Source organism: Bacillus sp. FSL K6-0993 (assembly GCF_037977205.1).
In the GTDB taxonomy this organism is placed as follows: domain Bacteria; phylum Bacillota; class Bacilli; order Bacillales; family Bacillaceae; genus Bacillus; species Bacillus subtilis.
On sequence record NZ_CP150275.1, the window covers coordinates 2,142,744 to 2,163,081 of the forward strand.

25 protein-coding genes and 1 riboswitch are annotated in these 20,338 nt (G+C 43.1%); of the genes, 8 read left to right on the top strand and 17 right to left on the bottom strand.

The features are described 5' to 3' along the window. Positions 1-171 precede the first annotated feature (171 nt). The 3 genes from MHH79_RS10865 (at position 172) to cspD (ending at position 1,763) form a co-directional block, all read left to right on the top strand. Positions 172-1,320, top strand: coding sequence for a diglucosyl diacylglycerol synthase (locus MHH79_RS10865; RefSeq protein ID WP_015483359.1), 1,149 nt, complete (start codon positions 172-174; stop codon positions 1,318-1,320). A gap of 80 nt (positions 1,321-1,400) precedes the next feature. Continuing rightward, the gene (locus tag MHH79_RS10870) at positions 1,401-1,547 is read left to right on the top strand and encodes a hypothetical protein (RefSeq protein WP_144052042.1); all 147 of its coding nucleotides are present in this window, start codon (positions 1,401-1,403) and stop codon (positions 1,545-1,547) included. A 15-nt stretch (positions 1,548-1,562) separates the two neighbouring features. After that, entirely contained in the window at positions 1,563-1,763 is a 201-nt protein-coding gene (cspD, locus tag MHH79_RS10875) for a cold-shock protein CspD (protein WP_003230776.1), read from the top strand. A gap of 51 nt (positions 1,764-1,814) precedes the next feature. Here cspD and degR read toward each other — a convergent pair whose 3' ends face one another. Continuing rightward, a complete protein-coding gene (gene degR, locus MHH79_RS10880) occupies positions 1,815-1,997 on the bottom strand; it encodes a transcriptional regulator DegR (RefSeq protein WP_003230774.1) in 183 nt (60 codons plus the stop codon). Positions 1,998-2,152: 155 nt separating this feature from the next. Here degR and MHH79_RS10885 point away from each other — a divergent pair, with 155 nt between their 5' ends. Next, on the top strand, positions 2,153-2,422 hold the full coding sequence (locus MHH79_RS10885; RefSeq protein WP_015483360.1) for a DUF2564 family protein: 270 nt from the start codon (positions 2,153-2,155) through the stop codon (positions 2,420-2,422). A gap of 27 nt (positions 2,423-2,449) precedes the next feature. Here MHH79_RS10885 and MHH79_RS10890 read toward each other — a convergent pair whose 3' ends face one another. After that, on the bottom strand, positions 2,450-2,632 hold the full coding sequence (locus MHH79_RS10890; RefSeq protein WP_004399003.1) for a zinc-finger domain-containing protein: 183 nt from the start codon (positions 2,630-2,632) through the stop codon (positions 2,450-2,452). Further along, positions 2,625-3,305 (bottom strand): ribonuclease H family protein, encoded by a 681-nt coding sequence (locus MHH79_RS10895; RefSeq protein ID WP_100506365.1) that lies wholly within the window; start codon positions 3,303-3,305, stop codon positions 2,625-2,627. The genes MHH79_RS10890 and MHH79_RS10895 overlap by 8 nt, the downstream gene beginning before the upstream one ends. 82 nt (positions 3,306-3,387) lie before the next feature. Between MHH79_RS10895 and MHH79_RS10900 the strand changes: the two genes are divergently transcribed. The 3 genes from MHH79_RS10900 to sspL are packed head-to-tail and all read left to right on the top strand — an operon-like array spanning position 3,388 to position 4,645. Beyond that, positions 3,388-4,077, top strand: a complete 690-nt coding sequence (locus MHH79_RS10900) for a queuosine precursor transporter (protein ID WP_047182776.1) — start codon at positions 3,388-3,390, stop codon at positions 4,075-4,077. Further along, the gene (locus MHH79_RS10905; RefSeq protein ID WP_063335207.1) at positions 4,077-4,475 is read left to right on the top strand and encodes a reverse transcriptase-like protein; all 399 of its coding nucleotides are present in this window, start codon (positions 4,077-4,079) and stop codon (positions 4,473-4,475) included. The genes MHH79_RS10900 and MHH79_RS10905 overlap by 1 nt, the downstream gene beginning before the upstream one ends. A 41-nt stretch (positions 4,476-4,516) precedes the next feature. Next, positions 4,517-4,645, top strand: coding sequence for a small, acid-soluble spore protein L (gene sspL, locus MHH79_RS10910; protein WP_003218255.1), 129 nt, complete (start codon positions 4,517-4,519; stop codon positions 4,643-4,645). Between the two features lie 7 nt (positions 4,646-4,652). Here sspL and exnP read toward each other — a convergent pair whose 3' ends face one another. The 14 genes from exnP to kdgR all read right to left on the bottom strand — a co-directional run bounded on the left by exnP (position 4,653) and on the right by kdgR (position 19,289). Then, the gene (exnP, locus tag MHH79_RS10915; RefSeq protein ID WP_100506364.1) at positions 4,653-5,543 is read right to left on the bottom strand and encodes a 5'-3' exonuclease ExnP; all 891 of its coding nucleotides are present in this window, start codon (positions 5,541-5,543) and stop codon (positions 4,653-4,655) included. Between the two features lie 100 nt (positions 5,544-5,643). Next, on the bottom strand, positions 5,644-5,790 hold the full coding sequence (locus tag MHH79_RS10920; protein WP_003230761.1) for a hypothetical protein: 147 nt from the start codon (positions 5,788-5,790) through the stop codon (positions 5,644-5,646). Between the two features lie 74 nt (positions 5,791-5,864). Continuing rightward, positions 5,865-6,122 carry a YpbS family protein gene (locus MHH79_RS10925; RefSeq protein ID WP_015383925.1) on the bottom strand — a complete coding sequence of 86 codons (258 nt, stop codon included), beginning with the start codon at positions 6,120-6,122 and terminating at the stop codon, positions 5,865-5,867. A gap of 64 nt (positions 6,123-6,186) precedes the next feature. Continuing rightward, a complete protein-coding gene (gene dynA, locus MHH79_RS10930; protein WP_340034378.1) occupies positions 6,187-9,768 on the bottom strand; it encodes a dynamin GTPase in 3,582 nt (1,193 codons plus the stop codon). A 175-nt stretch (positions 9,769-9,943) separates the two neighbouring features. Next, complete coding sequence (fbpC, locus tag MHH79_RS10935) at positions 9,944-10,033, bottom strand: Fur-regulated basic protein FbpC (RefSeq protein WP_100069434.1); 90 nt, start codon at positions 10,031-10,033, stop codon at positions 9,944-9,946. A gap of 70 nt (positions 10,034-10,103) precedes the next feature. After that, positions 10,104-10,610, bottom strand: a complete 507-nt coding sequence (gene bpsB, locus MHH79_RS10940; RefSeq protein ID WP_063335210.1) for an alkylpyrone methyltransferase — start codon at positions 10,608-10,610, stop codon at positions 10,104-10,106. Positions 10,611-10,613: 3 nt separating this feature from the next. Continuing rightward, positions 10,614-11,711 carry a type III polyketide synthase BpsA gene (gene bpsA / locus MHH79_RS10945; protein WP_063335211.1) on the bottom strand — a complete coding sequence of 366 codons (1,098 nt, stop codon included), beginning with the start codon at positions 11,709-11,711 and terminating at the stop codon, positions 10,614-10,616. A gap of 71 nt (positions 11,712-11,782) precedes the next feature. Beyond that, positions 11,783-13,099 (bottom strand): xanthine permease PbuX, encoded by a 1,317-nt coding sequence (pbuX, locus tag MHH79_RS10950; protein WP_014477144.1) that lies wholly within the window; start codon positions 13,097-13,099, stop codon positions 11,783-11,785. Further along, positions 13,096-13,680 (bottom strand): xanthine phosphoribosyltransferase, encoded by a 585-nt coding sequence (gene xpt / locus MHH79_RS10955; protein WP_046381132.1) that lies wholly within the window; start codon positions 13,678-13,680, stop codon positions 13,096-13,098. The genes pbuX and xpt overlap by 4 nt, the downstream gene beginning before the upstream one ends. Positions 13,681-13,770: 90 nt before the next feature. Beyond that, positions 13,771-13,870: riboswitch (purine riboswitch) on the bottom strand. Between the two features lie 141 nt (positions 13,871-14,011). Further along, complete coding sequence (gene ypwA / locus MHH79_RS10960; protein WP_340034380.1) at positions 14,012-15,517, bottom strand: carboxypeptidase; 1,506 nt, start codon at positions 15,515-15,517, stop codon at positions 14,012-14,014. A 111-nt stretch (positions 15,518-15,628) separates the two neighbouring features. Further along, positions 15,629-16,621, bottom strand: coding sequence for a 2-keto-3-deoxygluconate transporter (kdgT, locus tag MHH79_RS10965; protein ID WP_015483365.1), 993 nt, complete (start codon positions 16,619-16,621; stop codon positions 15,629-15,631). A 44-nt stretch (positions 16,622-16,665) separates the two neighbouring features. Then, complete coding sequence (gene eda, locus MHH79_RS10970; protein ID WP_015383933.1) at positions 16,666-17,256, bottom strand: bifunctional 4-hydroxy-2-oxoglutarate aldolase/2-dehydro-3-deoxy-phosphogluconate aldolase; 591 nt, start codon at positions 17,254-17,256, stop codon at positions 16,666-16,668. A 1-nt stretch (position 17,257) separates the two neighbouring features. Continuing rightward, positions 17,258-18,232, bottom strand: a complete 975-nt coding sequence (gene kdgK / locus MHH79_RS10975) for a 2-dehydro-3-deoxygluconokinase (RefSeq protein WP_015383934.1) — start codon at positions 18,230-18,232, stop codon at positions 17,258-17,260. A 37-nt stretch (positions 18,233-18,269) separates the two neighbouring features. Then, a complete protein-coding gene (kdgR, locus tag MHH79_RS10980; protein ID WP_063335213.1) occupies positions 18,270-19,289 on the bottom strand; it encodes a pectin utilization transcriptional regulator KdgR in 1,020 nt (339 codons plus the stop codon). A gap of 221 nt (positions 19,290-19,510) precedes the next feature. Here kdgR and kduI point away from each other — a divergent pair, with 221 nt between their 5' ends. Then, positions 19,511-20,338, top strand: coding sequence for a 5-dehydro-4-deoxy-D-glucuronate isomerase (gene kduI, locus MHH79_RS10985; RefSeq protein ID WP_015251844.1), 828 nt, complete (start codon positions 19,511-19,513; stop codon positions 20,336-20,338).

A 20,338-nucleotide genomic window follows, 5' to 3' on the forward strand; every position in this document is an offset into this window, starting at 1 on the left:
CTGCGTATAACAAAAATTTAAAATACTGGAATCCAAATCATTTAAAATTAGCTTAACTTTTTCACTGCATTAATAAATCGATTATGTATTTGTGTTATGTTTATGTATAGACAATAACTCCTTACGATGCATGAAGCTTGCTTGTTGTTGATTACATTGAGGTGAATTTACTTGAATACCAATAAAAGAGTATTAATTTTGACTGCAAATTACGGAAATGGACATGTGCAGGTAGCCAAAACACTTTATGAACAATGTGTACGGCTCGGCTTTCAGCATGTAACAGTTTCTAATTTGTACCAAGAGTCAAATCCGATTGTTTCAGAGGTAACTCAATACCTTTATTTAAAAAGCTTCTCAATCGGGAAACAGTTTTATCGTTTGTTTTATTACGGAGTTGACAAAATCTATAATAAACGTAAATTCAATATTTACTTTAAAATGGGTAATAAAAGATTGGGCGAACTTGTCGATGAACATCAGCCCGATATTATTATTAATACATTTCCGATGATCGTCGTGCCTGAATACAGACGCCGAACTGGAAGAGTCATTCCTACCTTCAACGTTATGACTGATTTTTGTCTTCATAAAATTTGGGTTCACGAAAACGTGGATAAATATTATGTGGCGACAGATTACGTGAAGGAAAAACTGCTGGAGATCGGCACTCATCCAAGCAACGTAAAAATCACGGGAATTCCAATCAGGCCGCAATTTGAAGAATCCATGCCGGTTGGCCCGATATATAAAAAGTACAATCTTTCACCAAACAAAAAAGTGCTTCTGATCATGGCAGGTGCTCACGGTGTATTAAAGAACGTAAAAGAGCTGTGCGAAAACCTTGTCAAAGATGACCAAGTGCAAGTGGTTGTCGTGTGCGGGAAAAATACGGCTTTAAAAGAATCTTTGAGTGCGCTTGAGGCGGAAAATGGTGACAAATTAAAAGTTCTGGGCTATGTGGAGCGCATTGATGAGCTATTCCGGATCACAGATTGCATGATTACCAAGCCTGGCGGCATTACTTTGACAGAAGCCACAGCCATCGGTGTGCCTGTCATTCTGTACAAACCCGTGCCTGGCCAGGAAAAAGAAAATGCAAACTTCTTTGAAGACCGCGGAGCTGCCATCGTCGTGAACCGCCATGAAGAGATTCTCGAGTCAGTCACTTCCCTTCTTGCAGATGAAGATACCTTGCATCGCATGAAGAAAAACATTAAGGACCTTCATTTAGCAAACTCCTCTGAAGTGATTTTAGAGGATATCCTGAAGGAATCAGAAATGATGACTGCCAAACAAAAAGCCAAAGCACTATCTTAATGGCGTACTAGAGAGCATACGAAAATCGTGTGCTCTTTTTATTTATATTCAGCCATTAATAAAAGCGGTTACATTTTTTTATGAAACTTGCCCTTCTTTTGAAAAATAAGCCGTTTCACAACTTGACGGGTGCTCCCAGATGGTGTATAGTTGAACCATCATTTAACAATGAATCAACGTTAAATGGTGACAAAATTTTTTTTAGCACACGGGTGCTACAGTACTAGGAGGAATTAAGCAATATGCAAAACGGTAAAGTAAAATGGTTCAACAACGAAAAAGGATTCGGCTTCATTGAAGTTGAAGGCGGAGACGATGTATTTGTTCACTTCACAGCTATCGAAGGAGATGGATACAAATCATTAGAAGAAGGACAAGAAGTTTCTTTTGAAATTGTCGAAGGTAATCGTGGACCTCAAGCTTCTAATGTTGTAAAACTCTAAACTCAATACATGATGATGAGATGACAAATAGAGGAGAGGCATTCGCCTCTCCTATTTGATTTTCATCTGGATTTCAATCGCCAAAATGTTTTGTTTGCACCTCTGTTCAATCTCTTCAACATACTTTTCCATTGACGGTTTTCCTTTTTTCGCGATATCCGCCAGTTCTTCTAAATCACTGTATATTTCTATAAATGTTTTGTGAAGGATCAACTTCAAGTCTTTATCATCCATAGCTGCGTACCCCTTCTCTATCAAGATACCTCAAATAGTAAAACAGTCCTATTTATTCTGGTTCAATAGTTATATCGGCTTATTTTTATTTTCTTTTCTATTTTGGTACATAAATTTCAAAAAAACTCTGCAAAATAATGGCGGAGGTGTTTTTGGTGACTTCAGAATTTCATAATGAGGATCAGACTGGCTTTACGGATAAGCGGCAGCTGGAACTAGCGGTGGAAACAGCGCAGAAAACAACAGGAGCTGCGACGAGAGGCCAAAGCAAAACATTAGTCGACTCTGCATACCAAGTCATTGAGGATGCTAGAGAACTGTCACAATCTGAAGAGCTGGCAGCTCTCGATGATCCTGAATTTGTAAAGCAGCAACAGCAGCTGCTAGATGACAGCGAGCATCAGCTCGATGAATTCAAAGAATAAAAACCGCAGCTTCTGCGGTTTTTATTTTTAGTGATTGGTTAAGACATCTCCGTATTGTTTCAGCTTTTCACCAACCGTACATTTATTGATACAAAATGAATGCGCATAAGTTTTGCCAAATTCTTTGCGAAACTGCTTCTTAATAAAACAGTCCTTGCAATATTCATCGTGCAGTTCTGTCAGTTCTTTAAAGATCATTTTCTTATCCAATTTCGTCATCTCCGTTACGGTCTAATTTCGTGTGGCTTTCTACGAATTGATGGGATAGAATTTTTTTAGCGAGGCCGTCAGCTTCCTGATTGTCTTTTCGTTGTATCGTTTCGTAGGTTGGAGTAAGCTTCAGCGATTCAAGGAGTGCTTCTATTTTGTCGAGCCATTCATTATGAGATGGATCATAACAAGGCCAGCTGCCGTCAAGCTGATTCAGCACAACAAGCGAGTCCCCTTTGATTGTAATTGAATTTCTGCTTGCCCCAAGCTCTCTTACTTCTCTTATTGCTTCATAAAGCGCTGCGTATTCAGCTTCATTATTGGTTTTCAGCCGGAAGCTTTTATTTTTTCTCAAGCGATGCCGGATTCCTCCCAATGAATAATAGATGACGATCCCGAGACCGGCCAATTCGCTCTCCTTATCGAAACTGCCGTCAAAATAAACAGTAATGTCATCAGGCTCTTGAGCAAGCTCCTCTGTCAGCTTTTCCAATTCCTTCAGCGTCCAGCTGCCGCCTTTCTCGTCTTCGAATTCTAGCTCCTTCATGTATGGAAAACGGCCAAGTTCTCTGGCGAGCATACGTGCCTGCTGTGCTGTCAGCCAGTCTTCGCTAAAAAATGAGACGGATCCCGTTCCTTTTGCTTCTATTTTCAAATGCGGTCTGAGCTTCATTACAATCACCTTACCATTCATTAGTTGCCGGGCTTATGCTATAATCAAACCAATCTTACCCCGGAAAGGAAGCTTTTTCATCTTGTTTAATAATTCGTTTTGGATCTTTTTTGCGATCATTCATTTTATCATTGTTCTTTTATTTTATAAAGGATTTGGCAAAATGGGACTGTTTGTTTGGATCGGTTTTGCGACAGTCTGCGCCAACCTCCAAGTCGTCAAAACAGTCGAACTGTTTGGCTTAACAGCAACACTCGGGAATGTGATGTATGGCACAATCTTTTTTGCGACAGATGTGCTGAATGAAAAATACGGACCAGCTGAAGCCAGAAAAGCGGTATGGCTCGGATTCTCAACGCTCCTGACGCTGACATTTGTCATGCAGGGCGTGCTGCTTTTCGAACCGGCTTCCAGCGACATATCACAACCAGCGCTGGAAACGATCTTCGGATTCCTTCCGCGAGTTGCGTTAGGAAGTCTGCTTGCCTTTATCTTCAGCCAAACGCTGGATGTTTATGTATATTCGGCAATTAGAAGGATATTTCCTTCTGATCGGCTTTTATGGCTCAGAAACGGCGGCAGTACAGCAGTCAGCCAGCTGTTTGATACATTCATATTCACTGCAGTCGCCTTTCTCGGCATTTATCCGGCAGGCGTGTGGCTTCATATTTTTATTTCTACATATTTGATTAAGTTTGCGGTATCTTTGATTTCATTGCCTTATGCATATGCAGCCAAAAAAATGATACCTAAAGACGAAAGGAGTTCATAATGCCTACAGAAATATACGTAGACGGAGCAAGCGCTGGTAATCCCGGGCCTTCCGGTATCGGCATTTTTATCAAACATGAGGGAATAGCAGAATCCTTCTCTATTCCAATCGGAGTGCATACAAATCAGGAAGCGGAATTTCTTGCATTAATTGAAGGGATGAAGCTATGTGCAACGCGCGGGTATCAATCGGTTTCCTTTCGAACCGATTCAGATATTGTGGAACGCGCCACTGAGCTTGAAATGGTTAAAAATAAAACGTTTCAACCGTTCGTAGAAGAAATTATCCGATTAAAAGCGGCATTCTCTCTTTTTTTCATCAAATGGATACCGGGCAAGCAAAACCAAAAAGCCGATCTTCTGGCAAAAGAAGCGATTCGGCTGAATGAAAAGAATTAAATCTTGATCATTGGTTCATCCTAATGGCGAGGTGAACTAACATGAAAAAGAAAGATAAAGGCCGGCTGACCGGCGGTGTTACTCCGCAAGGCGACCTGGAAGGCAATACACATAATGACCCTAAAACAGAGCTTGAGGAAAGAGCAAAAAAAAGCAATACAAAACGCTAGAGAAGATCTAAACGATCTCTCTAGCGTTCAGCTTTTCAAGCATACGCTCAATTCCTTTGATTTGGTGGCGGCGAAGCATGTCAGCCGCCTGCTCCATTTGCAAATTAAATAAAGCGTCTTTCAGTGTGCAGGCCAGCGGCACTGAGCAATGAATTTCCGCAAGCTTCCTCGACATCTCCAAATCGCTTAAACCTTGCTGAATTTTTCCCTGCTGTCCTTTTGGAAGAAGAGAAAGATTTTCCAATAAACGGTCAATCGTTTCGTATTCACGAATCAGTTTGTAGGCTGTTTTTTCTCCAATCCCTTTGACTCCGGGATAGTTATCACTGGAATCTCCCATAAGCGCTTTAATATCAATCAAAGCCTTCGGCATTACGCCTGTTTCTTCATAAAAAATCTCTTTTGTATAGACTTTATAATTTCCGATTCCTTTTTGAAGCAAAGCAACGCTTACTTTATCCGTTAACAGCTGAAGTAAATCTCTGTCCCCTGTTACGACCGTAATGTCCGCTTCATTCGCAAATAAATCGGCAAGAGTACCGATACAGTCATCCGCTTCATAGCCGGCAAAGCCAATATTCATGATTCCAAGCTCTGCGGCTGCTTCCTTTGCCAAATCAAACTGCGGAATCAGCTCCACAGGCGGCGCGCTGCGGTTGGCCTTATAATCTTGGAACAAGTCATTTCGGTACGTTTTGCTCCCCATGTCCCAGCAGCAGACGACGTGTGTCGGCTGGAATGTTTCCACAGCTGTAATCAAATGCTTTAAAAAGCCGTTGACGCCGTTCGTCGGCACCCCGCTGTCATTTATCATAAAGTTGCGATGTACGGCCGTGGCAAAAAAGGCCCGGAATAAAAGAGCCATGCCGTCAACCAGCAATAGTTTATTATTATTCATCAAATAACTCCCTTTTCTTTCATTCCTTCTATTTTATCATAAAGCAGCCCAAAAATAAAAAACAGTATCTCTTTAATGAGAGATACTGTTTGGATATTTATCAATCGTTGTGTCTTTTGTTGCTGGCGATCAGCTTTTCAGCTTCGCGTCCTGCGTAAGAGTCAAAATGGGTTTGAAATCCGTTTTTCTTTTTGGCATTGTTATTCGCCTGTGCATTTCTGTTTCCGAGCTTTGTTCTGCCCAACATGAATCCCCCCTTACGTCGGATGCATATAGTATATGCTTCCGGCAGGAGGTTCACTCGCGACAGGATCATCCAGCTTACATGCGGCTTACGTATTCTCTGACCATTTCTTTTGATACAAGCCGTCTTGTCGGGACGATACCTTTTTTAGCGAGCTGATTCATTTGCTCGGTAATTTCATTAATTGCATCTGTAGTATAAGGCTCATCGTTTTTGCATTTAGCAACAGCTTCTTCAATCGCCAATTCACGCAAATTTTCAAGACGCATAAATGCTTTGATATGCTCGTGCTGTTTTGATGAATGTGCTGAAATTGCTTTATGTACCTCTGACATTAATCGTTCATCTCGCTTTTTTCTATTTAGTCTATCATGACTTGAAATACAAGCCAACTGAATTTTACATTTTTATTGTATTGTCTGAATTTTTCCAGGAGATGCACGCCTGGTACGCCATTTCAATCTCTTTCGCATGTTCCCCTTCCGCATATCCTCTTAAATATGTCTCTTTTTGATCCGTTATTTGCGCGATTGCTTTTTCACCCATATCTTCCTGTAAGCGTCTGAGGTGAGCAGTGTAATGAGAGATCAGGCTTTCTTCTTCATTTTTTATCCATGCCTCTGTGATTTTCGTAAGTTTCATCCGTACAGCTTCGATAAAGGCCGATTTTCCTTTATGCTCAAAAAACTGCTTCGGTGATTTGACCTCTTTTAGTTCCTGCTCAAAAGCACGTTCTTCTATTTCTGGTTCAACTTCCTTCAACTGTATGCCGTTCGAATGCTGATCACCCGCATAAACGGAAAAATAACCGTCCTCGTTTAATGTTTTTTGAAATTGATCCAGCCATTCTTCATTGATATGCCTTTCGATGAAACCGCTCATGCGAACATCAAGCGTTTTGATTTCCTGAATATATTCAAATTGATATTCATGTAAGGCTGTTGTCATCGCCTTACTGACGTTCTTTTTCCAATCCCCGTTTTGCAGCCCGGGATGAAATGCCGATTTTAATAAATCATTTGCAAAATATGATAATCGCTGTGTAATGTGATATAGCTGCTCTCTTGTATCTTTTTTTACTTTTTCAATGATGGTTTCTGAGTTCCGCCGTTTCTCGATATCGGCCGCTGTCCGCTCAAATGACAGCATAAGGCGCTGTTTCTGCGCTTCCTTCTCTTCTCGGGACTGATGCTGGGATTGGTGAAGCTGAAAAACAGTTTCGCATAGTTTGTCTGCCTCCGAACTGAGCTGCGCTGCTGACGCTTTTTTTACATCCACTTCGATAAACCGGTCTAAGTGTTTTCTTACTTTCGAGAACTGATTGTAAAATGACTCCGGTTTTCCCATCAGTTCCTCCTTACTTGATACGGTAAAGAGCTGCGGCTCATAAACCCCTTCTTTTACAAGCTCTGCGCTGACATAATCGGTCACTGTTTCGAGCTCTGTTTTATCTTTTGCAAGGTCTGCAGCATTAATAATAAAAAACATTTTATCCATGCTAAGCGATTCTTTCACAAGTCCAAGCTTTCGCAAAAATGAACGGTCTCCTTTTGAAAAAGAGTGCTGATAGTAAGTCATATAAAAAAATGCATCAGCATCTTTGATATATTGGAATGCCAGTTCTGTATGCCGTTTATTCATGCTGCTCGCGCCGGGTGTATCAACGATCGTAATCCCTTTTTCAGTAAGCGGACATGTATAGTAGACCGTTACCTCTTTCACAGCACAGGCCGTTGTTTCCTCTGCTACATACGGCTTTAATTCAGAGAGCGGAATCGTTAATTTCTTCTGTTCCTGTATATACTGCTGATACTTCTCGTATGCAAGCAGAAAATTGCTGATCAATTTCACATGTTCTTCCTGCAGCCTGTTTTTTTTGACTGCCTTTTCCCACTTCTCTGTGAAGGAACGGCCTGCCGGTTCCTTTGGTATTCCGGTGAGCTGTAAAATTTCAGCCGTTATGTCATCCTCTGTCTTAAACACTACATCCGCTGTTTTGTTTAAGTTTCCATTGATTGGCTTTGTGATCTTGTTAATTGTCGCTGTGGTTGGAGTTGGTGAGGATGGCAGCACTCTTTCGCCGACAAGCGCATTGGCAAATGATGATTTCCCCGAGCTGAAGCCTCCAAAAAGAGCGAGTGTAAATTTCCGTTCCTCAAGCCTTTTCACCCTTTCACGAAACGCTGAAGTTTGCTTTAACAACATGCTGCATTCGCCTAAAAGGTCAGACAAAGTGTAAAAGCGTTTGATTTGGTCTTGAAGCGGCATTTCTTGTTCCATTTTGATTTCTGATTTCGGCATCGGCTGCGCCGTCAGCTGGCTTCGGCCTTGTTTCTGCTCTGGAGCCGCCACTCTTGTTTTCTTCGATTTAAACCATTCTGTGTCTATATGCATTGGGCATGCGGACTCTTCTTCCCAAATGGCCCAAAGGCGATCGGTTTTCTCTCGGGCATTATTCTCTAAACGAGCTTGTTCTTGAAGAAAGACAAGTTTTTCTGATTCTTGGACGAGCCGGTCGTTAATCGTTTGCATGTCTTTGGAAACACGCTCTTTCACCATAGCGGAGAGCACCTTTATGATGTCTGCGGCTTCTCTTTTCGCCTCTTTCCGGATGAGCTCTGCCAAGTCTTTTGTATATTGCAATACATATTCAGAAGAAAAGGCTGCACCATGCTTGACCGCGCGTTCAATGATGCTTATATCAAGCGGTGTGCGATAAGCCTGAATCAGCTTTTCACTTTCAGCGGTATAGACATCAAATGCCTTGGCGAGTTTATGAAGCGTGTCTATCATATGCCAATCCGCTTCGGCCTCTGTTCGTTTTGCCACATCAGAGAAAAAAGCATTCCGCCTTTTATCTCTTTCCTGTGCAGTTTTCGCTTTAGAAAAGAAAAAGCCGGTTTTAAAAGAAGGCTCTTGTGATTCTAAAAATGCAGCCGCCAATTCACGCATTTCAAAAGGCGTCAGGTTGGCGTTTTTTAAAATACGATTGATTTCTTCCTGCATCCTCTTCTCTGCCTCAGTCGTTTGTTTTTCGGCCTCATCCAATTGATCACGCAGCGATTGGACCAGTCCAGTTTGGATATTAAGCTGTTCAGCGAAACTCGGAGCGCCTGTTTCGTCTTTCTTCAGCATTTCCGTATGTTCCTTTAGCAGATTACGGACTTTTTGTTCGGTTAAAGCCTGCATATTGCTTTTTGATTGCTGTTCTATTCTTCTTAACTCTTCTCTCAGGGCCCCCATCTGATTGAACGGGTGATCCGGTTCTGTTACTGATGTAAAATAGAGCGCTTCTCTTGAAATCCCTTCATTGCAGAGCATCTCCACTACCTGCGCTTTATAGTCTCCAAATTTCGTCTCCGTCTCATCATGGCGGTCAATTTGATTGACGATAAAATACACATTCGGAATGCTTTCTTTTATTGATCTGAGAAACTTTACATTTTCCTCAGAGTGCACGTGATTATAGTGAACGACGTAAAACAGCGCATCCGCCTGGTGAAGAATAGAAGCAGCCGATAGAAAATGCGCATCATCAGTTGAATCTATCCCTGGTGTATCAATATACGCAACCCCGGAATCGATCTCAGTATACCTGTCAAAAATTTCGACGCTTTCAATCTGTTCCCCGTCTTTACAATATTGCTGCACCTTGTCTTTCTGGTAAGCCCCTTCCAGTTCAGCACACGCTCCGTCTGTTGTATGAAGCCGAACTCGCTCTTCCCCGTTTCTGATCACAACAAGGTTAGCGCTTGTCGGAATCGGGCTTGTCGGCAAAATATTCTCCATTAACAGGCAGTTGAGCAGTGACGATTTTCCCGCTGAATAATGCCCGGTAAACGCGATATAAACCTCTTCATCAGCCGCTTTTTTCATGACCGCAGCCAGTTTAGCAGCCCTTTGTTCATCTTGATTCTCAATAAATTGCTTATAAAGTTCCCCAGTTTTATGCAAAAGCTCTTTTCTGTTTTGATCTGTCATAAGTCTGAACCCCTTTGTGCCGTTTCAATTGTGAACCTTTTTCGAAAGATCTGAATTCATTCCCTTTTCATTTTACACAAGAATAAACCAAATTTCTTTAGGAGAATAGAAAAAAGCCGCCATTACGGCAGCTTCTATAAAAGAAAATCTGCAACTTTTACAAGTTCCAGATTCATCAAACAGATTTATTAGAGATTCCTTTTAATACAAAACCAATTAATACACTATATGTACAAACCGCTCCAAGCAAAAACAGCATTGTCATTTGCTTCACCATCCTGATTGAGAATCTTTTTCAAATTCATTTTAACATGGTTGAGAATGATTTTCAATCGCTATTTTACGCTGTATTCCTGTAATGCTTTGTCTTCTGCGCGAATTCTGACGCTTAACAACACGGCATTGAAAATGGAAAACAGACACATGGTGACGTATGCATGATAAAGCAGCGGAATCAGCAAAATTTCGAGTATAACAACGGCATAGTTTGGATGTTTCATCCATTTATATGGACCTTTTTTTACAAGCTCTACACCTGGAACAACAAGGATTTTCGTATTCCAATATGCCCCTAAGGAACAAAGCGCCCAATACCGTACGATCTGTACGCTTAAAATAACTGCAGCGATACCGAGCCACCAGCTGGACGGCTGTTTATTCATCAGCAGCACTTCGGCAATTAAGGACAGGAAAAAAAGGATATGCATCGTAATGATATACGGATAGTGGCTCTCGCCAAATTCAATTGCTCCTTGCTTCTTTACCTTTTGTTCGTTTTGCCTGGCCACTGCCATTTCTGCTGCTCTTTGAACAATGAGAATGGCGATCAACAACCAAAACATGAGTCAGGCCCCCTTTTCCCAGCTGAATAATAGCAACTCTGATGAGAAACCCGGCCCTAATGCGCCAATCATTCCTCGTTCAGCTTCCTTTTTATGTCCGTTCTGCAGATGGTCTTTTATCACATACAAGATTGTGGCTGAAGACATATTTCCGTGCTTTTGCAAAATGGTTTGCGCAGATGAAAGCTTTTCTGACGACAGCCCGAGACTTTTGATGTATGCATCGATCACTTTTTTTCCGCCTGGATGAGCCAAAAAAACACTGATATCATGGAATGACAGCTTATGTTTGTCCAAAAAAATCTGTACATTTGTTTTGAGCCATTTTTCCACCAAGGTCGGAATGTCTCGTGAGAAAATGACTTTGAATCCTTGATCGGTAAAGTCCCAGCCCATGACATCTTCTGATTGTTTCATCAAAACAGATTGGGCGTCCATTATCTTCGGCGCAAGCTTCAGCTTTGACATCCTGCGGTCCGCCTTCTCTCCGCATAATAAAGCTGCGGCAATGCCGTCACCAAAAAGCGAGGTGCCGATCAGATTGCTTTTTGTTTTATCTTCCGGCTGGAATGTCAGGCTGCACAGCTCGGCAGCAATGACAAGCACAAAAGCCTCAGGATACGCTTTGCAATATTCGGCTGCACGCGCAAGTCCGCTGGCTCCTCCTGCACAGCCAAGCCCCCAAATCGGAATCCGCTTCGTATATGGAGAAAACGGAAGTTCATTCATAAGCCGCGCCTCGATAGTCGGTGTGGAAAGACCTGTACTGGAGACGAAAAAAACAGCTTCCACTTTCTCATAAGGAATGGCTTCTTGAAAAAATTCCGGATGAGAAAGGCACTCACGAACAGCCTCTCTGCTATGTTTAAGTGTTTCTTCTATGTATATTTGATTTTTTTCTTCAAAGCTGTGCCCCTCTTTATACCATTCAATCGGCTTAACAAACTGTCTCGAATGGATTTGCCCGTTTTTGAAGGAGGATAACAGCCGGTCAATATCCTTAAAAGAATGCTGAAACATATAGCGGGCGAACTCGGCCGCTTTCTCTTGGTTTACATTATACGCAGGAAGACTTGTTCCAATGGATAAAATAAACGCCATGCGATCACCTCTTTGCATACATTGTGCCGCAACAATCTTTTTTATATGCAAAAAACTCCGCCGCGGCGGAGTTAGACTGCTGTTTTTTGTTCAGCGAGGTCAGCTTCTTGTTCTGTTTTTTTGGCTTTAGAAAAAACGTTATATACAATATTTAAGACGACTGCAGTAAAGCTGCCCGCCACAATGCCATTCGTTGTAAGCAGCGTTAAGGCACTCGGAAGCTGTTTGAAAATATCCGGCACAACGGTCACACCGAGCCCCAATCCCACTGAGCAGGCAACAATCAGCAGATTTTCCTGTTTCGCAAAATCAATGCGGCTGAGCATTTTAATTCCGTAAGCGATCACCATTCCAAACATCGCCACCATTGCACCGCCCAAAACAGCGGATGGAATAATGGTCGTGAAAGCAGCGATTTTTGGAAACAGCCCAAATGCCATTAGGATCACACCTGTGACCACAATGACGGCATTTTTTTTGATCCCTGTGAGCTGAACAAGCCCGACATTTTGAGAGAATGCCGTGTAAGGAAAAGCGTTAAAAATACCGCCCAGAAGCACAGCCAGTCCTTCAGCTCGATAGCCTTTAGACAAATCTTTCTCTGTCAAACGGCGGTTTGTCAGGTCACCTAAAGCAAAGTAAACACCAGTTGACTCCACAAGGCTGACAATTGCAACGATGGACATCGTAATGATAGGCGCTGCATGAAAAGACGGCGCGCCGAAGTAAAATGGCTGAATCATTTGAACAACTGCCGCGTCCGAAACATTATCAAATTGAACTTTCCCCATAAAATAAGCGATGAAGGTGCCAATCAAAATACCGATCAAAATCGAGACGGACTTGATAAAGCCTTTTGTAAAACGGTATAGAAGCACAATGATACTCAACACGATAAAAGCAAGAGCAAGATTGGAGAGATCTCCGAAATCTGCACTTCCTTCTCCGCCGGCCATGTTATTCATGGCAACCGGCATCAGTGTAATACCGATAATCGTAACAACAGAGCCTGTCACGACCGGCGGAAAAAACGATACGAGCTTTCCAAAGAAAAATGAAATAAGAATGACAAGAATGCCTGAAGCGATAATGCTACCGTAAACTGTTGAAACCCCATATTCAGATCCAATCGCAATCATTGGCGATACAGCCGTAAAGGTACAGCCAAGCACTACCGGAAGCCCGATCCCAAAAAATCGGTTGCTCCACACTTGCAGAAGTGTAGCCACACCGCACATAAAAATATCAATCGATACTAAGTAAGTCAGCTGCTCGACAGTCAGTCCCATTGCTTTTCCAACAATCAGAGGAACGACAATGGCGCCGGCATACATGGCAAGAACATGCTGAATCCCTAAAGACAGCGTTTTGCCGAATCCATTTCTCATGAATGAACCTCCTGTACGAAGGACACTTTTCCTTCTTCTAAAGACTGAATTCTTGCCAGAGATTCCACTCGGTAGCCCAGTTTTACAAGTTCTTCTCTTCCCGGCTGAAATGACTTTTCAATAACAATGCCAATTCCCGCAATAGAAGCTCCCGCTTGCTTCACAATCGACACAAGCCCGTGCGCTGCCTGTCCATTTGCCAAAAAATCATCGATAATCAGCACATGATCCTGATCCGACAGGTGGGTCCCAGACACTGCAATTTGGCTTTCTGTTTGCTTCGTAAAGGAATATACAGACGCTGTCAGCAAGTTGTCGGTGAGTGTTAACGATTTATGCTTTCTCGCGAAGACAACTGGCACACCCAGCTTCAAGCCCGTCATTACAGCGGGAGCGATACCTGATGATTCGATTGTCACAATTTTGGTAATACCGTCTTTTGCAAACCTGGACGCAAATTCGTCACCAACTCTCTGCATAAGCAGCGGATCAATTTGGTGATTCAAAAAAGAATCCACTTTCAATACCTGATCAGATAATACGACGCCTTCTTCCTCTATTTTCCGTTTCAGTGCTTCCATCTTGTCTTACCTCCGTTATGAGAATAAAAAAAGCATTGCCCGCTCAAATAAAGAGCAAGCAATGCTGATATCACAAAAAACCGTACACGTGCGGTTCCATTGCTCACCCATAGTCGGACATTTACGGTGCCCGGTAGAAACTTGCGTGCCATATCCACGCGATTATATGAGTGTTCCTATTATATTGTAATAAATTATATCAAGATTCTAATCCCTTGCATAGGCTGAAAATAAAAATTCACGAACTTTATTTTTGTTTTTTTAGATATCATTCGTATTTCAAGGGAATCCGATATAAAAGAGCCTGACGACCGCGCCGCCAGGCTTTTGATTATGACAGATAGAGATTTGAATATTTGTTTGATAAATAATCAATTAAATAGCGAACATTCAGCTCTTCTCCTGTTGCATCTTTAATAATGTCTAACGGCTTTTTCCGTTTTCCGTGAATGTGCACCTTTTCCGTCAGCCATTGCTTTATCGGATGGAACTCTCCTCTTTCCAAGAGAGCGTCAAATTCAGGGAGATCCCCAAGCATTTTTTGTTTCAGCTGAGCCGCATACATGTAGCCGAGCGCATAGGATGGGAAGTAGCCGAAATCTCCCCCTGCCCAATGGACGTCCTGTAAAATCCCCTCTGCGTCGGTCTGCGGTGTAATCCCTAAATAATCTTGGTATTTTTGATTCCAAAGCGACGGCAGATCTTCCACAGACACTTCATTGCTGAAAATCGCTTTTTCAATTTCATAACGGATGATGATATGAAGAGGATACGTCAATTCATCCGCTTCGACCCTGATAAATGAAGGTTTTGATTCATTGATTGCCCGGACAAAATCATCCAGGGAGATGTCCTTGAACTGTTCAGGTGATGCTTCTTGAATCTTCTTATAGTACGGTGTCCAAAAATGCTTGTTGCGGCCGATAAAATTCTCGTAAAATAATGATTGCGATTCATGAATTCCCATTGATGCGCCGTCTGACAAATTCGTGCCACTGAGTGCTTCATCAATATTTTGCTCGTATATCGCGTGCCCGCACTCATGAATGGTGCCAAAGATCGCCGTCCGGAAATCTTTTTCATCATATCTCGTCGTGACCCGAACGTCTCCTCGGTTCAGCGTAGTTGCAAACGGATGAACGGTTTCATCAAGTCTTCCTCCATCAAAATCGTAGCCAAGCTCCTGTAAAAAATACAGACTGAGCTCTTTTTGCTTTTCTTTCGGGAACGCTTTTGTAATAAAGCTTGTATCTGGTTTATTTCCGGAAGCTGTCACCTGTTTAACAAGAGGGATAATCGCTTCCTTCAGCTCAGTAAACAGCTGATCAAGCACCTTTACCGTGACGCCGGGCTCAAACAAATCAAGCAATGCATCATAAGGATGCTCTTGATATCCCCAATACGTAATAAAACGTTTATTGAATTCAATCAGCTGTTCTAAATAAGGAGAAAACAGGCTGAAATCAGATTTTCCTTTCGCTTCCTCCCACGCTGTTTCTGCCTTTGAACACAGAATCACGTATTCTTTGTATTCAGCCTCAGGGATTTTCTTATTCTCTTCATACTCTTTTTTCGCCAGTTCCACTGCTTTTTTCGTATCTTCCGACAAGTCATCAAATCGTTCATACAGGACATCGATAAGCTCCTTCATTCGATCTGATGTTTGGATATTGAATATATCTGTTGAAAGCTGGCCGATACTTTCGGCACGATCCTCTGAGCCGTTTTTCGGCGCGCCTGTTCTGGAGTCCCAGTGCATTAACGCAGCTGCTTCGCTGTAATGTGAGATTCTTTTTAAAAGATCAAAAAATTCTTTTTCATATGTATGTATCTCCATATCCATTCCCTCCCTATTCTAGCCGTTCCATTACAGGCTAATGGAAGGGGGTATGAAAGTCAAATTGTTTGTATAAAAGGCTGCCGGTATGTTTGGCGGCAGCCTTTTTATTCAGTTGATCGTCATTTGATTTTTTGGCGGAGGTGTTCTCCGCTTTTTCTTCTTGATTTTTTTATCTACCCACACTGTTGCCAGCGGGGTTAAGAGCGAGGTGACAATAACACTTGTCGCGATGATTGCAGTTGCCGATTCAGCAACTGGCGCAAATGATGCATTCGCTTCAGCTAATGCGTATGGCACAGCTACAGCAGCCCCCGCCGTAGAAGAAGCGGCCACTCCCGCGACACCATCTCCCCGCGCAATAAAACGATCAAGCAAAAACAAAGAACTGCCCGATAAAATGACGACAGAAACTCCGATAAAAATGCCGAGCAGCCCTGATTGGATCAGCATTCCAAAATTCAAGGTATTGCCGAGCGAAAAGGCGAAAAATGGAATGATCGCCGGCACAACCTTGCTGAATAAGTCTCTGAGATCGTGATCCAGATTTCCAAGTATACATCCAAGTAAAAACGGGATGACTGTCGCTGCCAGCGTTTCCCATGGGAATGCGGCAAGTCCCGTCACACCAAACGTCACCATGGTCATAAAAGGACCAGATTCTGTACTGATAAAGGCGAAAGCGCCCGCATCCTCTTTTCTTCCCATGTGATTCATGAGCGCCAAATACAGTCCGCCGTTCGTTTCATTCATTACCGCGACAATTGCTAAAACAGAAAGGCCTGCAAAAAAGCCGGATTGTATGCCTTCGTCAGGTATAAATTGCGCTGCGATCACGCCGAGCAGCGCCGCAAATCCGACCTTTCCCAATAATAACGTGATTCCTTTTCTTGCGATATAGCCTGAAGAACGAAAATCAATCGTTGCTCCTACGCAAAAGATAAAAACACCCAGTATCGGCAGCGTTCCGGTAATCAAAGCACCCGTAAACCCTCCAAAGAACTCCGCTGTTCCAGGCGCAAACGTGTTGAGCGCCGCTCCAAGAAATAGCGGAATAATCATCATTCCGCCAGGTACCCGTTCAATTGTCGCCTTGATTTTCATATTGTGGATTCTCCCATCCTCCGGTTATGAAAAAACAATTCCACTTACACTTGGAAAACAGCCTGCAAATCCTCTTTTGAACAGCTGCCCAGCTGGCTGCCGACTCCGACGGCGCCAGCTCCGGCTCTAAGCCAATCCGGCACTTCAGACGGATGTATCCCGCCTGTCGGAATAAAGGTCACCTGCGGGAAAGGACCCGCTAAATTTTTCATGAACGGGATGCCAAACACACCGCTTGGGAACAGCTTTAATGTCGTAAAACCGAATGTCAGCGCTTCCATAATTTCGCTCGGAGTCAAGACGCCGGGGATATAATGTGTCTTTACAAAAGATAGATGTTCAGCAAGATCAGCTGAAAAACCCGGACTGACAATAAACTGCGCGCCAGCCTCAGCAGCTTCCCCAGCTTGCTGCGCGGTGATGACCGTGCCCGCGCCAATTAAAATATCTTCCCTATTACGGAAGGATTCGATAATATCTGATGCCCCGGGGGTCGTATACGTCACTTCAACTGCACGAATCCCTTTATCTAATAAACTCTCAATCTGCTGACAGGCCTCCTGCTTATCCTTTGAACGAATGACTGCAATCAGCTTTGCTTCTTTCAGACGGTTTTCAACGACTTTGGACTCCATATTAATAATCCCCTTTCTTTTGGTGAACCGTTCTTTGAGCAGATAAAAAAGAAGCTAATTTCTCCCTGGTCGGCAAACCGTCCATATCCCCCGGTGCCTGCACTTGCAAAGCGCCAATCGCATTTCCCCTTTGCACCGCATCCTTGTACGACAAACCGTCTAGGATACCGCTGATTACACCGACTGCAAATCCGTCTCCGGCGCCGACCGTATCAACCACCCGGTCGACCCGGCAGCCTTCTAGAAATCCTTCACTTGTCCCCGTTTTAAAGTAAGCGCCTTCTTTTCCGAGTTTAATAGCGACAAAGCTGGCACCTTTTTTCAAATAATAGTCGGCAATGCCTTCAGGTGTTTTTTCTCCGGTCAATAGCTCTCCCTCTGCGATACCCGGGAAAAACCAGTCTGCAAGCCCAGCCAGATCATTGATTGTGTGTACCATTGTTGCTTGATCAGGCCAAAGCGAAGGTCTTACATTAGGGTCGAATGAAATGGTCTTCCCTGCGTTTCTCATGTCGTTCATGACATGATACGTGAAGTCTTTCATCTCGGCTGATAAAGCAGGCGGAATGCCTGTCACATGCAAATGGCCTGCGCATTGAAAATAATCTCTCGGATATTCAGCTGAAGTTAATGTGCTTGCAGCTGAGTTTTTCCTATAGTAGGTAACTTGCGGGTCGCCTTCTTTCACTTTTGACTTCAGCAGCAGCCCGGTGGGATTTTCGTCCTGCGAGCGGATCACGCGGGACACATCCACTCCCTCTTTTTTAAGTTCCTGTACAATAAACGTTCCGAGCTGATCATTGCCGACCTTGCTCATCCATCCCATTCGGAATCCGAGTCTGGCAAGGCCGCAGGCGACATTGCTTTCTGCTCCGGCAAGCCCTTTAGAAAAAGTGGATACTTCATGAAGGCCTCCATACTCATTTGCGTAAAACATGGCCATTGATTCCCCGAATGTCACCGCATCAAGCTTCATCTCTTCCCAACCTCCTCTTAGTTGAGGGCCCCTAGGATTAAAGTGACTTTCTCATGATGACTTTTGCCTCTAATTCAATGGTTTGAGGCGCTCCTTTGTCACCTTCAATCCTTTTTAATACACGTTCCATCGCCGTCCTGCCCATATCATGTGACGGCTGGGCGATCGTTGTAATGCCTGGACCGATCAGTTTATACCATTCCGTATCATCGAACCCTGCAATCCCTATATCTTGAGGGATGCGCAGGCCAAGCTCTTCCATACAGCTGATGATTTTCAGCAAAATCAAGCCATTCAAAGCCAGAATCGCTTTTTTTTGCTCCGGCATTTCCTTGTGAAAAGAACGAAGCGCCGCCTTAAGCTGCTCCTTGTCCTTTACGTCAATTTCATGCAATCTGACAAGCCCGTTCACATTATGAACCGAAGCCATTTCCTGATACACAGCTGCTCTTTCTGCACGAGGGCTGATAGAGGAAATCGGTTCGGTAAACAGCGCGACATCAGTATACCCTTTGCTGTAAACCTTCTGAAGAATCTCTTTTGTGATCCATCTGTTATCAGTCGTTACGGTATCCAGTTTCAGAGCCGGCAGTTTCCGGTCAATTAAGATTGTTGGAATTTGCTGTTCAGCAAAAGCGCGCAGTATATCCTTGTTTTCCCCTGTTGCGTTTAAAATCAAGCCCTCAACCGAATGGGCTTCTAGCTTTAAGAGCATTTCCCGCTCTTTTTCAGGACTGTTATCTGTGTTGCACACCATAATGCTGTATCCATATTGATCACAAACCTCTTCGACTCCCCTGAAAGCAGCGACCGAAAAAGGATTTGTAATGTCAGCCACAACAAATCCGATTAACTTGCTTTTTTTTATTTTCAAACCTTGTGCCATTTTACTCGGCCGATAATTCAATTCTGCGATTGCCTTTTTAATGTTTTTCACTTTTTCAGGAGAAATCGCGTCAATTTTTCCGTTAATATAGCGGGAAACTGTCGATTTCGAAACTCCTGCACATTCAGCTACATCTTTGATGGTTGTATGGCCTGTTGTTTTCTTTTTCATTCAAGTGCTCCTGTATCTCTTATATTTGAAACCGATTTCAAAACCGTTACAACAAAAGAATACCATAATTTTAAAATTTGGAAAGAGTTTTTTTAATAATGTATTAATTCATTATTTTTTCGTTGACTCTTTTCGCTATTTATCCTAAAATTTTCTTTGAAACCGTTACCAAAATATTTTCATTCAAGTGATGCTGAAATCCTAACCAAGGGGGAAATATAATGGAAAATCGTTATTCTGTACATCCTGAACAAGTAAAACGCTTTACAACAGAGGAGCTTCGCAGTCATTTCTTAATGGATCCTTTATTTACAGAAAACAAACTTACGATGTATTACTCACATGAAGACCGGGTTGTCATCGGCGGAGCGGCTCCAGGGCAAAGTGAACTGAAGCTTGATGCAGGTGATTTTCTAAAAACAGACTTCTTTTTGGAACGGCGTGAAATCGGGATTATTAATGTCGGCCAGCCTGGTGCCGTTAGAGTCGGCGATGATGAATATGTGCTTCAAACAAAGGATTTTCTCTATATTGGAATGGGCAATCAGGATGTATCGTTTTCAAGCCTGAACGGGGAAAAAGCGAAGTTTTACTTCGTCTCCGCTTGCGCCCACAAAAGCTATCCGACACAAAAAGCCGCCCTAGCTGAACTGACGCCGGACCGCCTTGGTGATGATGCAGCGTCTAATGTCAGAAGTCTGTACAAAGTCATTCATCAGGATGGCATTAAAAGCTGTCAGCTGATGATGGGAATAACGATGTTAGATCAAAACAACAACTGGAATACCATGCCAGCACACGTTCATGACCGTCGGATGGAGGCTTATCTTTATCTGGATCTTGAAAAGGACTCAAAGGTATTTCATTTCATGGGCCAGCCGGACGAAACACGCCATCTTGTTGTTGGAAATGAGCAGGCTGTCCTTTCTCCCGCCTGGTCTATTCATTCTGGCGCAGGAACATCAAACTATAGCTTTGTGTGGGCGATGGCTGGAGAAAATTACACATTTACGGACATGGATCTCGTTCCGATGGATGGGCTGAAATAA